Annotated in this window: 11 protein-coding genes, 1 tRNA gene and 1 pseudogene; 9 read left to right on the top strand and 4 right to left on the bottom strand. The window is 66.1% G+C overall.

Going from position 1 to position 13179, the window contains the following annotated elements:
* Positions 1 to 62: 62 nt before the first annotated feature.
* Positions 63 to 677 carry an ANTAR domain-containing response regulator gene (locus tag G6N24_RS07335; RefSeq protein ID WP_085159711.1) on the bottom strand — a complete coding sequence of 205 codons (615 nt, stop codon included), beginning with the start codon at positions 675 to 677 and terminating at the stop codon, positions 63 to 65.
* A gap of 100 nt (positions 678 to 777) precedes the next feature.
* Between G6N24_RS07335 and G6N24_RS07330 the strand changes: the two genes are divergently transcribed.
* Both G6N24_RS07330 and G6N24_RS07325 read left to right on the top strand, forming a co-directional pair.
* Positions 778 to 854 (top strand) — tRNA-Leu (locus G6N24_RS07330).
* On the top strand, positions 825 to 1103 hold the full coding sequence (locus G6N24_RS07325; protein ID WP_085159709.1) for a hypothetical protein: 279 nt from the start codon (positions 825 to 827) through the stop codon (positions 1101 to 1103). The genes G6N24_RS07330 and G6N24_RS07325 overlap by 30 nt, the downstream gene beginning before the upstream one ends.
* Here the strand turns inward: G6N24_RS07325 and G6N24_RS25720 are convergent.
* A complete protein-coding gene (locus G6N24_RS25720; protein WP_163745443.1) occupies positions 1059 to 1352 on the bottom strand; it encodes a helicase associated domain-containing protein in 294 nt (97 codons plus the stop codon). The genes G6N24_RS07325 and G6N24_RS25720 overlap by 45 nt on opposite strands.
* Before the next feature lie 161 nt (positions 1353 to 1513).
* On the opposite strand from G6N24_RS25720, the gene G6N24_RS07315 reads away from it, so the two are divergent.
* The 7 genes and pseudogenes from G6N24_RS07315 to cydC all read left to right on the top strand — a co-directional run bounded on the left by G6N24_RS07315 (position 1514) and on the right by cydC (position 10901).
* Positions 1514 to 2848 carry an adenylate/guanylate cyclase domain-containing protein gene (locus tag G6N24_RS07315; protein WP_085159704.1) on the top strand — a complete coding sequence of 445 codons (1335 nt, stop codon included), beginning with the start codon at positions 1514 to 1516 and terminating at the stop codon, positions 2846 to 2848.
* Between the two features lie 46 nt (positions 2849 to 2894).
* Positions 2895 to 4238, top strand: coding sequence for an adenylate/guanylate cyclase domain-containing protein (locus tag G6N24_RS07310; protein WP_085159701.1), 1344 nt, complete (start codon positions 2895 to 2897; stop codon positions 4236 to 4238).
* Between the two features lie 20 nt (positions 4239 to 4258).
* Positions 4259 to 4849 (top strand): HdeD family acid-resistance protein, encoded by a 591-nt coding sequence (locus tag G6N24_RS07305; RefSeq protein WP_139822353.1) that lies wholly within the window; start codon positions 4259 to 4261, stop codon positions 4847 to 4849.
* Positions 4850 to 4955: 106 nt separating this feature from the next.
* Positions 4956 to 6413, top strand: coding sequence for a cytochrome ubiquinol oxidase subunit I (locus G6N24_RS07300; protein ID WP_085159699.1), 1458 nt, complete (start codon positions 4956 to 4958; stop codon positions 6411 to 6413).
* 40 nt (positions 6414 to 6453) lie between these two features.
* Positions 6454 to 7494, top strand: coding sequence for a cytochrome d ubiquinol oxidase subunit II (gene cydB / locus G6N24_RS07295; RefSeq protein ID WP_085159697.1), 1041 nt, complete (start codon positions 6454 to 6456; stop codon positions 7492 to 7494).
* A 98-nt stretch (positions 7495 to 7592) separates the two neighbouring features.
* Complete coding sequence (cydD, locus tag G6N24_RS07290) at positions 7593 to 9182, top strand: thiol reductant ABC exporter subunit CydD (RefSeq protein WP_232070711.1); 1590 nt, start codon at positions 7593 to 7595, stop codon at positions 9180 to 9182.
* Positions 9157 to 10901: pseudogene (gene cydC / locus G6N24_RS07285) on the top strand (thiol reductant ABC exporter subunit CydC). Before cydD ends, cydC begins: the two are co-directional and overlap by 26 nt.
* On the opposite strand, the gene G6N24_RS07280 reads toward cydC, so the two are convergent.
* A complete protein-coding gene (locus G6N24_RS07280) occupies positions 10793 to 12190 on the bottom strand; it encodes a bifunctional lysylphosphatidylglycerol flippase/synthetase MprF (protein ID WP_085159765.1) in 1398 nt (465 codons plus the stop codon). The pseudogene cydC and the gene G6N24_RS07280 sit on opposite strands and share 109 nt — an antisense overlap.
* Positions 12191 to 12310: 120 nt before the next feature.
* The gene (locus G6N24_RS07275) at positions 12311 to 13177 is read right to left on the bottom strand and encodes an acyl-CoA thioesterase II (protein ID WP_085159691.1); all 867 of its coding nucleotides are present in this window, start codon (positions 13175 to 13177) and stop codon (positions 12311 to 12313) included.
* Positions 13178 to 13179: the final 2 nt, after the last annotated feature.

The following is a 13179-nucleotide window of genomic DNA, read 5'->3' as shown; positions in this document are numbered from 1 at the left end:
AGAAGACGCAAAGGTCCCCGAAAACGGCCGTTTTCGGGGACCTTTGCGTCTTCTCGCGGGAGCTACTCGGCAGGGGTGTCGAGGGTTTCCAGGACCACTTCGGCGACCCGTTTCATGGTGGTCCGGCGATCCATGGCGGCGCGCTGAATCCACTTGAACGCCTCCGGCTCGGTCATGCCCTGATTGGCCTGCAGCAGGCCCTTGGCGCGTTCGACGAGCTTGCGGGTCTCCAGCCGGTCAGCAAGCGTCGCGACTTCGCGTTCCAGCGCGGTGATCTCGCTGAACCGACTGACCGCCAACTCGATGGCCGGGACCAGGTCGCTGGCGGTGAACGGCTTCACCAGATAGGCCATGGCCCCGGCATCGCGTGCGCGTTCGACCAGGTCACGCTGGCTGAACGCGGTCAGCACAACGATCGGCGCGATACGTTTGCTGGCGATCTCCGACGCGGCGTCGATCCCGTCGCGGCGCGGCATCTTGACATCCATGATCACCAGATCGGGTCTATGCTGCTCGGCCAGCTCGACGGCTTCCTGGCCGTCGCCGGCCTCGCCGACGATGTCGTACCCCTCCTCTCGCAACATCTCGGCCAGGTCCATCCGGATGAGCGCTTCGTCTTCCGCGATCAGGACCCGGCGTGGCACGGCGGCATCGGCGTCGGTGGTAGGGCCGGTCATGACGGACATTGTGTCGTGGGCGGCTGCAATCAGGAACCTTGGGGGGCGGCGAGTCGGGAAGAGGCTCCTCTAAGGTAGGAGGCCGGACCCCGAATGCAAAGCCCTCGTATCCCAACTGGCAGAGGAAACGGACTCAAAACCCGTCCAGTGTGGGTTCGAATCCCACCGAGGGCACCACGTCGAAAGGATCGCAACCTGATCGATGCCGCCGGCGGCCCGGCGGCGGCTGCCGGTATCATCCCGGTGCTGCAACGCTGCTGGCCCTCCATCGCCACGGTGGCCGCCCGGCTGTGGCGCACGACCGACGTCCGCCACGACGACATCTGCGCCGCGCTGGGTATCCCGGCCGCCGACACTGGCCACGAATTGTCCCTGATCCGATCAGGTTGCGCGCCGGGCTCGTTTACGATCAAACGACCCGCCTGACCTTCCGACCTCGCCGCCGTCGCAGCACCACGGGGCAACCGAAACCCGAGGAAGAAACAGCGCTGGAGGCTCGTTGACGTACTCCGGCAGAAGCGCGTCGGCGCGCCCCCATTTGTCCGCCTTGGGTGTCCAAGTGCAACGGGGAAGTTCCTCCAGTTGTTTCGCGTATTCGGTACGTAATGAGCCGGTTTTCTTCCGCGACCGTACTGTGTTGACCCATTGTCCGAGCTGAAAGCCGTCCTCGGTCACGAACCGGATTGGCACCTGCGAGGTCCCACGTCGTGAGCGTCGCTGTGCGTAGATCCCGAATCGCGACAGCACCGAATGCACCGCGCGACGAGGCCGACAGATCCCGGCCGAATTCCCCAACGCCTGGGCAAGCCCCAATTCAACGGCTTAGGCTTTGATTCATGGCGGCTAAAAGGGCCAGTTCCCCGCCGGGGGGATTGCCGGACGATTCGTCGCGATGTCCAGACTGTGTCCGAGCCGTGCGGGCTGGCAGCCGCGCCCGCAGCCAACACATCGCCGAAACCGCAGCCCGCCGGGAACGCGTGCTCATCATCATCGCCGTGCTGGCGGCAACGGTGAGCCTGGGCTTCGTGGTCGTACAACTAGCAATCGGAGCGTGGTCCTCGCAACTCGAATGGGTCAACGTCAGCGCCGCGATAGTTTTCGCCATTGTCCCATTACTTCGACGCTCCGGAAGATTAGTCGCGCCACTCACCCTTGTCGGCGCCGCTTATGCCGCGATCTTTGCCAGCTGCTGGGATGTGGGCACCGGTTTGGGCTCGCAGTTCTTCTTGCTTGTCGCAGCGTCGCTGGTGGTACTGCTGCTGGGCATCGAATACATCGCCTTGGCTGTGGGACTAGCGGCAGTCGCCGCCGGTTTGATCGTCGCGCTCGAGTTCCTGGTTCCAAACAATACGGGGCTGGAGCCAGCCTGGGTCGAGTCACTGGCCTTCGTCCTCACCACCGTCTCCGCCTGCGGGATAGTGGTCGCCGCGATGTGGGTCTCGCTAAGAGACACCGCTCGGGCTGAGGCGGTCATGGAGGCCGAGTACGAGCGATCCGAGGCCTTGCTAGCCAACATTTTGCCGGCCAGCATCGCCGACCGCCTCAAGGAGCCCGGACGAAACCTCATCGCCGACAAGTACGACGAGGCCTCGGTTCTGTTCGCCGACATCGTCGGCTTCACCGAGCGCGCCAGCAGCACCGCACCGGCCGACCTCGTCCGTTTCCTGGACCAGCTGTACGGCGCTTTCGACGCGTTGGTGGACAAGTACGACCTGGAGAAGATCAAGGTCAGCGGCGACTCCTACATGGTGGTCAGCGGGGTTCCTCGGGTGCGGTCCGACCACGTCCACGCACTGGCAGACTTCGCGCTCGACATGGCCGCTGTTGCGGCCGAACTCAAAGATCCACTTGGCCGCTCGGTACCACTGCGGGTGGGCATGGCCACCGGCCCCGTGGCTGCCGGTGTCGTGGGATCTCGCCGGTTCTTCTACGACGTCTGGGGTGACGCGGTCAATGTCGCGTCCCGGATGGAATCCACCGGCACAATTGGGCGGGTTCAAGTGTCCGATGAAGTCTGCGAGCGCCTCAAGGACGACTTTGTGATGCAGGAGCGCGGTCACATCGACGTCAAAGGCAAAGGCGTCATGCGCACGTGCTATCTCGTCGGTCGCAAGGCAGTTGGCCACGCCGGCAAATTGGCTGCCGAACGACAGCATACTGCCCACGTCTGACCTTGGTGTCACGCTGCGGCTTTGGATAACGGCTAGGCTTTGATCCGTGGCGGCTAAGAAATGCGGTGCCCCACCAGGAGTGCTCGGCGGTTCGTCGCGACACCCGGATTGTGTCGCGGCTGTGCGGAGTCAAACTCGCGCCCCCAGTCAGCACTACGCCGAAATCGTGTCGAGGAGGCAGCGCATACTCAGCATCACCGCATGGCTGGCGGTGGTGGTGAGCGGGACCTTCGTCCTGGTGCAACTGGTCAGCGGATCATGGTCCTGGCAGATCGGGCCGATCAACGTCGCATCCGCGGTGATCTTCGCGATCGTCCCGCTACTTCATCGCTACGGGGAATTGGTTGCGCCGCTGACGTTCATCGGCGCCGCCTACGTGTCAATCTTCGCCAGCTGCTGGGACGTTGGCACCGGTTCGGGCTCTCAATTCTTCTTCCTGATCGGGGCCTGTCTGGTGGTGCTGCTGCTCGGCATCGAACACATCGTGCTCGCGGCAGGACTGGCGGCGGTTGCCGCGGGTCTGATCATCACACTGGAGTTCACGGTCCCCCGCGATACCGGGCTGCAGCCGGCATGGGCCCAGTCGGTGGGTTTCGTTCTCACCACCGTCTCCGCGTGCGCGATGGTGGTCGCGACGGTGTGGTTCGCGTTACGCGACACCGCCCGCGCCGAGGCGATCATGGAAGCCGAGCACCAACGTTCCGAGGCGCTGCTTGCCAACATGTTGCCGGCCAGCATCGCCGAGCGGCTCAAAGAACCCGAGCGAACCGTCATCGCCGACAAGTACGACGAGGCCTCGGTTCTGTTCGCCGACATCGTCGGCTTCACCGAGCGCGCCAGCAGCACCGCGCCGACCGACCTGGTGCGGTTCCTGGACCGCCTGTACAGCGCGTTCGACGCGCTAGTGGACCAGCACGGGCTGGAGAAAATCAAGGTCAGCGGCGACTCCTACATGGTGGTCAGCGGGGTTCCGCGGCCGCGACCCGACCACGTCCAGGCGCTGGCGGACTTTGCGCTCGACATGGTCGACGTCGCCGCCGGGCTGAGGGATCCGCATGGCCGCTCGGTGCCGCTGCGGGTCGGCCTGGCCACCGGTCCCGTGGTTGCGGGCGTCGTGGGATCTCGCCGGTTCTTCTACGACGTATGGGGCGATGCGGTCAACGTCGCGTCGCGGATGGAATCCACCGACTCGGTGGGACAGATTCAAGTACCCGCTGAGGTCTACGAGCGGCTGAAGGATGAATTTGTACTGCAGGAGCGGGGCCGCATCAGCGTCAAAGGGAAGGGCATCATGCGCACGTGGTATCTCGTCGGCCGCAAGGGGGCCGACAGGGTCCCCGACGAAGCCGGCGACCTGCTTGCCGACGAACCCCGAACCGCTCACGTCTAACTCTGTACCGAAATCGCCACATGCGTCACACTGGTGACATGGAAACCCTACTTGTCTCGGGCCCTGTCCCACGCTTGTTGCCGCATCTGTGGAAATCCGCGCTGCTGTCGGGAATCCTTTCGCTGGTCCTCGGCGTCCTGGTGCTGGCGTGGCCAGGCATCTCGGTCCTGGTTGCCGCGATCGCGTTCGGCGTCTACCTCATCATGACCGGTGTCGCGCAGGTCGTGTTCGCGTTCAGCCTGCATGTTTCGGCGGGAAGCCGCATCCTGTTGTTCATCAGCGGGGCGGCGTCGCTGATTCTGGGTGTGCTGGCGTTTCGCCATTTCGGCAACGCGGTCCTTTTGCTGGCCATCTGGATCGGCATCGGGTTCATCTTCCGCGGGGTCGCCACCACGGTTTCCGCCATCAGCGATCCGGCTCTGCCGGGACGAGGGTGGTCAATTTTCGTCGGCGTGATCAGCCTGATCGCCGGCATTGTGGTGATAGCGGCGCCGTTCGAGTCGATCATCACCCTGGCGATCGTCGTGGGCATCTGGCTCGTGGTCATCGGCGCCTGCGAGATCGGCTCGTCGTTCGGCATCCGCAAGGCCTCGAAGACGCTCGGCGGATAAGCCTCGCGATCCGGCACGCGATAATGCCCGTAGCGCTCAACAGTTCGGGCTACTACACTTCGTCGTAGTTGACCAGCTAGCTCCCCGCAGTCCCGGGAGATGACACATGAATGTCGTCGACATCTCGCGGTGGCAGTTCGGTATCACCACCGTCTACCACTTCATCTTCGTGCCGCTGACCATCGGGCTGGCTCCCTTGATCGCCGTGATGCAGACGGTGTGGGTAGCCACCGGTAACCCCGCCTGGTATCGCCTCACCAAGTTCTTCGGCAAGCTCTTCTTGATCGACTTCGCCATCGGGGTGGCGACGGGGATCGTGCAGGAGTTTCAGTTCGGTATGAATTGGAGCGAATACTCCCGGTTCGTCGGCGACATCTTCGGCGCCCCACTGGCGATGGAGGGCCTGATGGCCTTCTTCTTCGAATCCACCTTCCTCGGGCTGTGGATCTTCGGTTGGACCAGGTTGCCCCGCCTGGCGCACCTGGCCTGCATCTGGATCGTCGCGATCGGGGTCAACGTATCCGCGTTCTTCATCATCTCGGCGAACTCGTTCATGCAGCACCCGGTCGGTGCCCATTACAACCCCGCGACCGGCCGCGCCGAGTTGCACAGCATCGCCGCGCTGGTCACCAATAACACTGCGCTAGCGGCGTTTTCACACACCGTCATGGGTGCGTTGTTGACCGCGGGCACGTTCGTGGCCGCGGTCAGCGCCTGGTGGCTGGTCCGTTCGCGTACCGCAACCGTTGGCCCCGGCACCCGCGCCATGTATCGTCCCGCGACCATCCTGGGTTGTTGGGTCTCGCTGGCCGCCGCAGCCGGCCTGTTCCTCACCGGTGACCTCCAAGGCAAGCTGATGTTCCAGCAGCAACCGATGAAAATGGCGTCGGCCGAATCACTGTGTGATACCCAGACCGATCCGGACTTTTCGATCCTGACGGTCGGCAGGCAGAACAACTGCGACAGCCTCACCCGTGTCATCGAGGTGCCTTACGTGCTGCCGTTCCTCGCCGAGGGCAGGACCAACGACGTGACGTTGCAGGGTGTGCGCAACATCCAGCAGGACTACCAACAACGATTCGGACCAAACGACTACCGGCCCAACCTGTTCGTCACCTACTGGTCGTTTCGCGCGATGATCGGGTTGATGGCGATCCCGGTGCTGTTCGCACTGATCGCGCTCTGGCTCACCCGGGGCGGCCGAATCCCGGATCGGCGGTGGTTCTCCTGGCTGGCGCTGCTGACCATTCCCACACCGTTCCTGGCCAACAGCGCCGGGTGGGTGTTCACCGAAATGGGCCGCCAGCCGTGGATCGTCGTCCCCAATCCGACCGGTGACCAGCAGGTCCGGCTCACCGTCGCGGCCGGTGTCTCAAACCACGCCTCCGGCATGGTGGTCACCTCCCTGGTGACGTTCACGCTGCTCTACGCGGTGCTCGCGGTCATCTGGTGCTGGCTGCTCAAGCGCTACATCGTCGAAGGGCCGCAAGAACACGACGCGGAACCGGTCGCGCCCCCGGCACCCGAAGATGCCGAAGTGGCGCCGCTGTCGTTCGCCTATTAAGGCCAATCGGCCGCCTACTGACCCCGAAGGGAGCTGACCGGTGGGACTGCAACAAGTGTGGTTCGGTGTCATCGGGGTGCTGTTCCTCGGTTTCTTGGTCCTCGAGGGCTTCGACTTCGGTGTCGGCATGTTGATGGAGCCGTTCGCCCGGTTCGGCTCGGGCGACCCCGAAACCAATCGGCGCGCGGTGCTCAACACGATCGGCCCGGTCTGGGACGGTAACGAGGTCTGGCTGCTCACCGCGGGCGCGGGGATGTTCGCCGCGTTTCCCGGCTGGTACGCGACCGTGTTCTCGACGTTGTACCTACCGCTGTTGGCGATCCTGTTCGGCATGATCCTGCGTGCGGTGGCCATCGAATGGCGCGGCAAGGTCGACGACTCGACATGGCGGGGCTGGGCCGACGTCGGTATCGCCGCCGGGTCCTGGTTGCCCGCGGTGCTGTGGGGGGTGGCGTTCGCCATCTTGATCCGCGGACTCCCGGTGGACGCCGACGGTCACGTCCAGCTGTCGCTCACCGATGTGCTCAGCGCCTACACCCTGCTGGGCGGTGTGGCCACCGCCGGACTGTTTCTGCTCTACGGTGCGGTATTCGTCGCGTTGAAGACCTCGGGTTCGATCCGCGATGACGCGTACCGATTCGCGGTGTGGTTGTCGATTCCCGTAACGGGATTGGTTGCGGGCTTTGGGGTTTGGACGCAATTGGCGCACGGCAAGGACTGGACTTGGGCGGCGCTGGGGGTCGCGGTGGTCGCGCAGCTGGCGGCGGTGTCATTGGTGTGGCGCCGCGCTTCCGATGGGTGGGCGTTCGCCTGCACCTTGCTGGTCGTCGCGGGGGTGGTGGTTCTGCTGTTCGGCTCGCTGTACCCGAACCTGGTGCCCTCGACGCTGAACAGCGACTGGAGTGTGACGATCTACAACGCGTCGTCCACCCCGTACACCCTCAAGATCATGACGTGGGTCACGGCGATCTTCGCTCCGCTGACGGTGGCGTACCAAGGATGGACGTACTGGGTTTTCCGGCAACGGATCTCGGCTGAACGGATACCCCCGCCGATCGGTCTGGCGAGGCGCGCATCCTGAGCGCACACGACGCGCTGGCCGGCCGGAAAGCCCGCGGCCCACTGGACCCGCGATGGTGGCGGGCGTCGACGGCGCTGCGCCGCTTCCTGGTCGCCGCGGTGGCGTGTGGGGTGGTGATTTCGGGCTGCGCGGTCGGCTCGGCCGTCGTGCTGGCGGGCATCGTGGCACGCATCATCACCGATCCCTCGACACGCGACGTGCGCTGCTGGCTAGGGTCGCTGTCAATCCTGTTGGCGCTGTGGGTCGTCCGCGCGGTGACGCACTGGCTTGAGGCGCGGCTCGGCCAACGCGGGGCTAGCGCGGTGATCGCCGACCTCGCCGGTCAGGTGCTCACCGCGGTGACCGCCCGTCAGCCTCGTGAACTGGCGGCACAGCGGGACGCCGCCTCCGTGGTAGTCACCCGCGGCCTCGACGGCCTGCGTCCGTATTTCGCCGGATACCTGCCCACCTTGCTGCTCGCGGCGATCCTGACCCCGGCCACCGTTGCGGTGATCGCGCTTTACGATCTGAAATCGACGCTGATCGTGGTGATCACGCTACCGCTGATACCGGTCTTCATGGTGCTGATCGGACTGGCCACCGCCGACCGATCACAGGCCGCGCTGGCCGCCATGACCACCCTGCAGGCCCGGCTGCTGGATCTGATCGCCGGTATCCCGACGCTGCGGGCACTGGGCCGGGCCCGCGGCCCGGAAGCCCGCATCGCCGAACTCGGTGCCGCCCATCGGCGTTCGGCGATGGCCACGCTGCGGATCGCGTTCCTGTCGGCGCTGGTGCTCGAACTGCTGGCCACACTGGGCGTGGCCCTGATCGCGGTGGGCATCGGTCTTCGCCTGGTGCTCGGCGAGATGACCCTGGACACCGGTCTGACCGTCTTGTTGTTGGCGCCCGACGTGTACTGGCCGCTGCGCCGCATCGGTGTCGAGTTCCATGCCGCCCAGGACGGTCGGACCGCGGCCGACGCGGCGTTCGCGCTCCTCGGCGACCCGGGCCCCGCCACGACCGGACGGCAGACGGTCACCGCCCGCGGCGCGGTGATCCGTCTCGAAAAGCTCGGCGTCGCCGGCCGAGACGGCCGCTGCCCGTACGATCTGACCGCAGCGATCGAGCCGGGCCGGGTGACGGTGCTGACCGGCCAGAACGGCGCGGGCAAGAGCACCACGCTGGAGGCGATCGCCGGGCTCACCGTGCCGTCGTCGGGCCGAGTCACGGTGGCCGGGGTCGACGTCGCCGAGCTGGCGCCCGCCGCTTGGTGGCGCCAGTTGGCCTGGTTGCCCCAGCGACAGGTGCTGGTGCCGGGGACCGTGCGCGACAATCTGCGTCTGCTCGGCGACGTGGAGGACCTTGAAAGCGCTTGTGCAGCAGCCGGATTCGATGCGGTGCTGGCCGAGCTACCCGAAGGGCTCGATACCATGCTGGGACGCGGAGGCGTCGGGCTCTCACTAGGACAGCGGCAGCGACTCGGCCTGGCCCGGGCGCTCGGATCGTCAGCCCCGGTGCTGCTGCTCGACGAGCCCACCGCACACCTGGACGCCCACACCGAGGAGCGGGTGTTGCGGGCCATAGTCGAGCGCGCCCACGCGGGTGCGACCGTGGTGGTGGCCGGTCATCGCGATCGCGTGGTCGCGATCGGGGACCAGGTCGTCGAGGTGACCTCGGATCATGGAGCGCGTTATGCGTCCATCTGATCCCGCGGCCGCGTTGGCACTGTTGCGTCCCCGGCTCCCCCGCATCCTGGCAGCCATCGCGCTCGGCGTGCTGTCGCTGGGCAGTGCGCTGGCGCTGGCCGGGGTTTCGGCGTGGCTGATCACCCGGGCCTGGCAGATGCCGCCCGTACTGGACCTGTCCGTCGCGGTGGTGGCGGTGCGGACGCTCGCGATATCACGGGGCGTTCTGCACTATTGCGGGCGACTGGCCACCCACGACATGGCGCTGCGCGCAGCCAGCTCGGCACGGACACGGATCTATCACCGGCTGGCCACCGAACCATCGGCCGCGGCCGTCCGGCTGCACAGCGGTGAACTGGTGGCCCGAGTCGGCGCCGACGTCGATCAACTGGCCGACGTGCTGGTGCGCGCCCTGGTGCCGATCGGTGTCGCGGCGGTGCTGGCGCTGGCCGCGACCGCGGCGATCGGCGCCATCTCGCCGCCGGCCGCCGCGGTGCTGGCCATCTGCCTCTTCGTTGCCGGGGTCATCGCGCCCCGCATCTCCGGCAGGGCCGCCGCAACCCAGGAGGCATTTGCCCGGCAACACCATTCCCAACGCGACCAAGCGGCGATGATCGCGCTCGAACACGCCCCGGAGCTTCGCGTCGCCGGCGCGCTGCCGGATGTCATCGCCGAATCGCAGCGCCGCCAACGTGCGTGGGGTGCTGCCCTGGACGCCGCCGCGAAACCGGCCGCCGTCGCCGAGGCAATGCCGACCCTGGCCATCGGGGCCAGCGTGCTTGGCGCGGTGGTAACCGGGATCGGGTTGGCACCCACGGTCGCGCCCACCACACTGGCCGTCCTGATGTTGTTGCCACTGTCCGCGTTCGAGGCGACGGCTCCGCTACCGGCCGCCGCGGTGCAGTTGACGCGATCACGGATCGCGGCGCGTCGCCTGCTCGACCTGGCTCCGCTCGAGCGCGCTCGTCCGGCTCGGACCTCGACGGCCCCGCCGGCGGTCACCGGGAGGTTGTCCGCCGATGTGGATTCGGGTCACCCCGATTCGCAGTCAACCCACGTCAGCGTCGACCTGGTGCCCGGCGCGCGCCTGGCCGTAACCGGCGCCAGCGGCTCCGGTAAGACGACGCTGCTGATGACGCTCGCCGGCCTGCTGCCACCGCTGCACGGGCAAGTGCTGTTGGACGGCACCGATGTGAGCCAGTTCGATGAAGACGAATTACGCAGCACCGTCAGCTTTTTCGCCGAGGACGCACATGTCTTCGCCACCACCGTCAGGGACAACCTGCTCGTCGCGCGGGGAGACTGCGGGGACGACGAACTGGTGGCGGCCCTGCGCCAGGTGGGTCTGGGCGGCTGGCTCGCCGGTTTGCCCGAGGGTCTGTCGACGGTGCTGACCGGCGGTGCGCAAGCGGTCTCGGCCGGCCAGCGCAGGCGATTGCTGCTGGCCCGGGCGGTCATCGCCCCCGCACGCATCGTGCTGTTGGACGAACCCACCGAGCACCTCGACGCTGCCGACGCCAAACTCATTTTGGGTGATCTGTTGGCCGGGCATCCCAGGCTCATGCGCACAAAAACGGTCGTGGTGGCCACTCACCACCTGCCCGAGGACATTCGCTGTACGGAACTACCTCTCACAGGTGTCGCCGGCGCGGCATGAACTCCAGCGACAGCAATACGACCAGCAAGGGAAGGAGCTGGCTCAGCGATACCAAGGCATACCGGTGGGTGTCCAATGCGTGAAACTTGCGCACATATCGGTACAGCGATTCGAGTGCTATCAACGGGTCAAGAAAGTGAATCAACCGGTAGAACAGGCGCCGCAACCGGCCGCGATTCTGGTCGTCGAAAATCTCCGTGAAGGCCGCGAACGCCAGCGATAGCCGCTGCGCCCCGGCGGCCTTGGCCGCCATGATCATGTCGACGCTGAGCCGTTCGTCGATCCCGTTGGGAGATCCGCGGCGCCGCCGTGGCACGTCCAAGGTGATATCACTGCCACCACCTGCGGTCGCGTACCGATGAAAGCCCTGGATCCGCCCCGAGGAATCCCTCGCGATAATCAGCTGTATTCCGGGGTATCGGCCTTCGAGCACGCCATCCAAGTTCATGCAGAACCCGCGATCGGTGTGCGCCCCGCTGCCCGACGCCCGCAGCATTTCGGTCAGCTCCGCCAACTGCTGGTCATCGAGTCCTTGCTCGGCCACGATCTCGGTGGTGATGCCGAAGTTATGGGTGCGCTGCACCGCCTGGCGCAGGTTGCGGAACTTGCGCCCCACCATGTCGAAGCCGGCCACGTCGACGACAACATCCCGGCCAATCGGTATGGCCCGCAACGATTGTCCGATCACCACGGGGTCGCTCCACAGGTTGAGCCGGCGTTCGCTACAGCCCAACACCACGATCCGCCAGCCGTGGGCACGACACATCACAGCGAAATCGGCGACCAGCTCCGGGAATTGGGTCTCGTCGCCAATCGGGTCCCCGCCGACCACCGCATACCCCATCCGCGTTCGGTAGGCCACGGCCGCGGTGCCCGTCGCGTTGAAGTGGTAGGCCCTGCCCGGCTGCATGGCGAACGGCGCCAACGGGTCTGCGCTGGTGGCGTTGATCAGTTGCCACACTCGCGGAAGATCCTCGGGTCGCGGATGCGACGACGTCGGCCACATCAGCACCAGCCCCGAACCGGCGATCAACATGTTACCGAGCAAATCGAAAGACAGCACGTGAGAGCCCACCCCCGCCACGACGAACAGCGCGGCACCCGTCGCGTGCATGGCGGTCACCGGACGACCCAGGAAGATGCCGCGCGCGATCAACGCCACCGCCGCCAGAACCGTCAGCGACCAGCACAGCCGGCCGGCGGCGTGCCAATCCTCATGTCGGTAGTCGCGCGCAAGTATCGCGATCAGCCAGCACGCCGCGCAGAACAGGGCCAGCGCGCCGACCCACCGCGCCGCGGGCGAATCGACGTGAACGACAACACGTTCGCGCGCACGGGGCTTCGGCGCGACATCGATCGACGGGTTGTTCACACCCACCTCCGGTTGCGTTGGCGCCGCTCACCCTGCGGATCACCGGCCGCCACTGCTCAATACCCGACCACCCGAACGTTACGCCTGAGGTGGCCGCCATGTTCGCCGTTATCTCGTGGACTATCGGCGCGGGGCGGGAAAATATTTCAGGACACCCTCCTGGACCACCGTGGCAATGAGTTGCCCGGCGCGGTCGAAGAAATGCCCGGTGCCCAGCCCCCGGGAATCGGCGGCCACCGGCGAGGACGTCGAGTACAGCACCCAGTCGTCGAAGTTGACCTGCCGGTGAAACCACACCGAGTGGTTGGCGGACGCCGCGAAGATGCGATCGTAGCCCCAGGAGAGCCCATGGGTGGTGATGACCGAATCCAGCACGGTGGTGTCCGACGAGTACACCATCGTCGCCGTGTGCAGCACCGGGTCGTCTGGCAACGCCCCCAGGGCCTTGACCCAGACCCGGTTGTGGGCGAGTCGATCACCCTTGTCCCGCATCACCCAGGCCGGGTCGTTCGTGTAACGCCATTCGATCGGTTGCAGCGCGTTGACGAAATGCGGGACGGTCTCCTCGTAGCCGCGCAACAGCTCGCCGATTGGCGGCCGGGTGTGGGGATCGTCGACCTCCGGGGGTGCGACCGCGTGTTCGAGGCCTCGACCGCCGGACATGTACGAGACCAACGCGGAGGACAACAGCATCCCGTCCTGGACGGCGTCGACGCGCCGGTTTGCGAAGCGCCGCTCATCACGAAGTCGCACCACGTGGAATTCGATGTCCTTGGCCGTATCACCGCCGTTGACGAAGTGCACCGAGAGGGCGCTCGGCGGTAGGTCGTCCCGGGTCAGCGTGCGGCTGCTCGCGACGAACGATTGCGACATCAGCTGCCCGCCGAATGTCCGCAACGGGTTCTTGCTGGGATGCGATCCGATGAACACGTCGTTGGCGGCGGGTTTGAGGTCCAGAATCGCCAGCAATTCCTCGAAGTCGGACACGG

Origin of the sequence: Mycobacterium lacus (assembly GCF_010731535.1) — a bacterium.
GTDB lineage: Bacteria > Actinomycetota > Actinomycetes > Mycobacteriales > Mycobacteriaceae > Mycobacterium > Mycobacterium lacus.
Note: the sequence above shows the minus strand (reverse complement) of the source record. Positions and strands in the feature narration are given on the sequence as shown.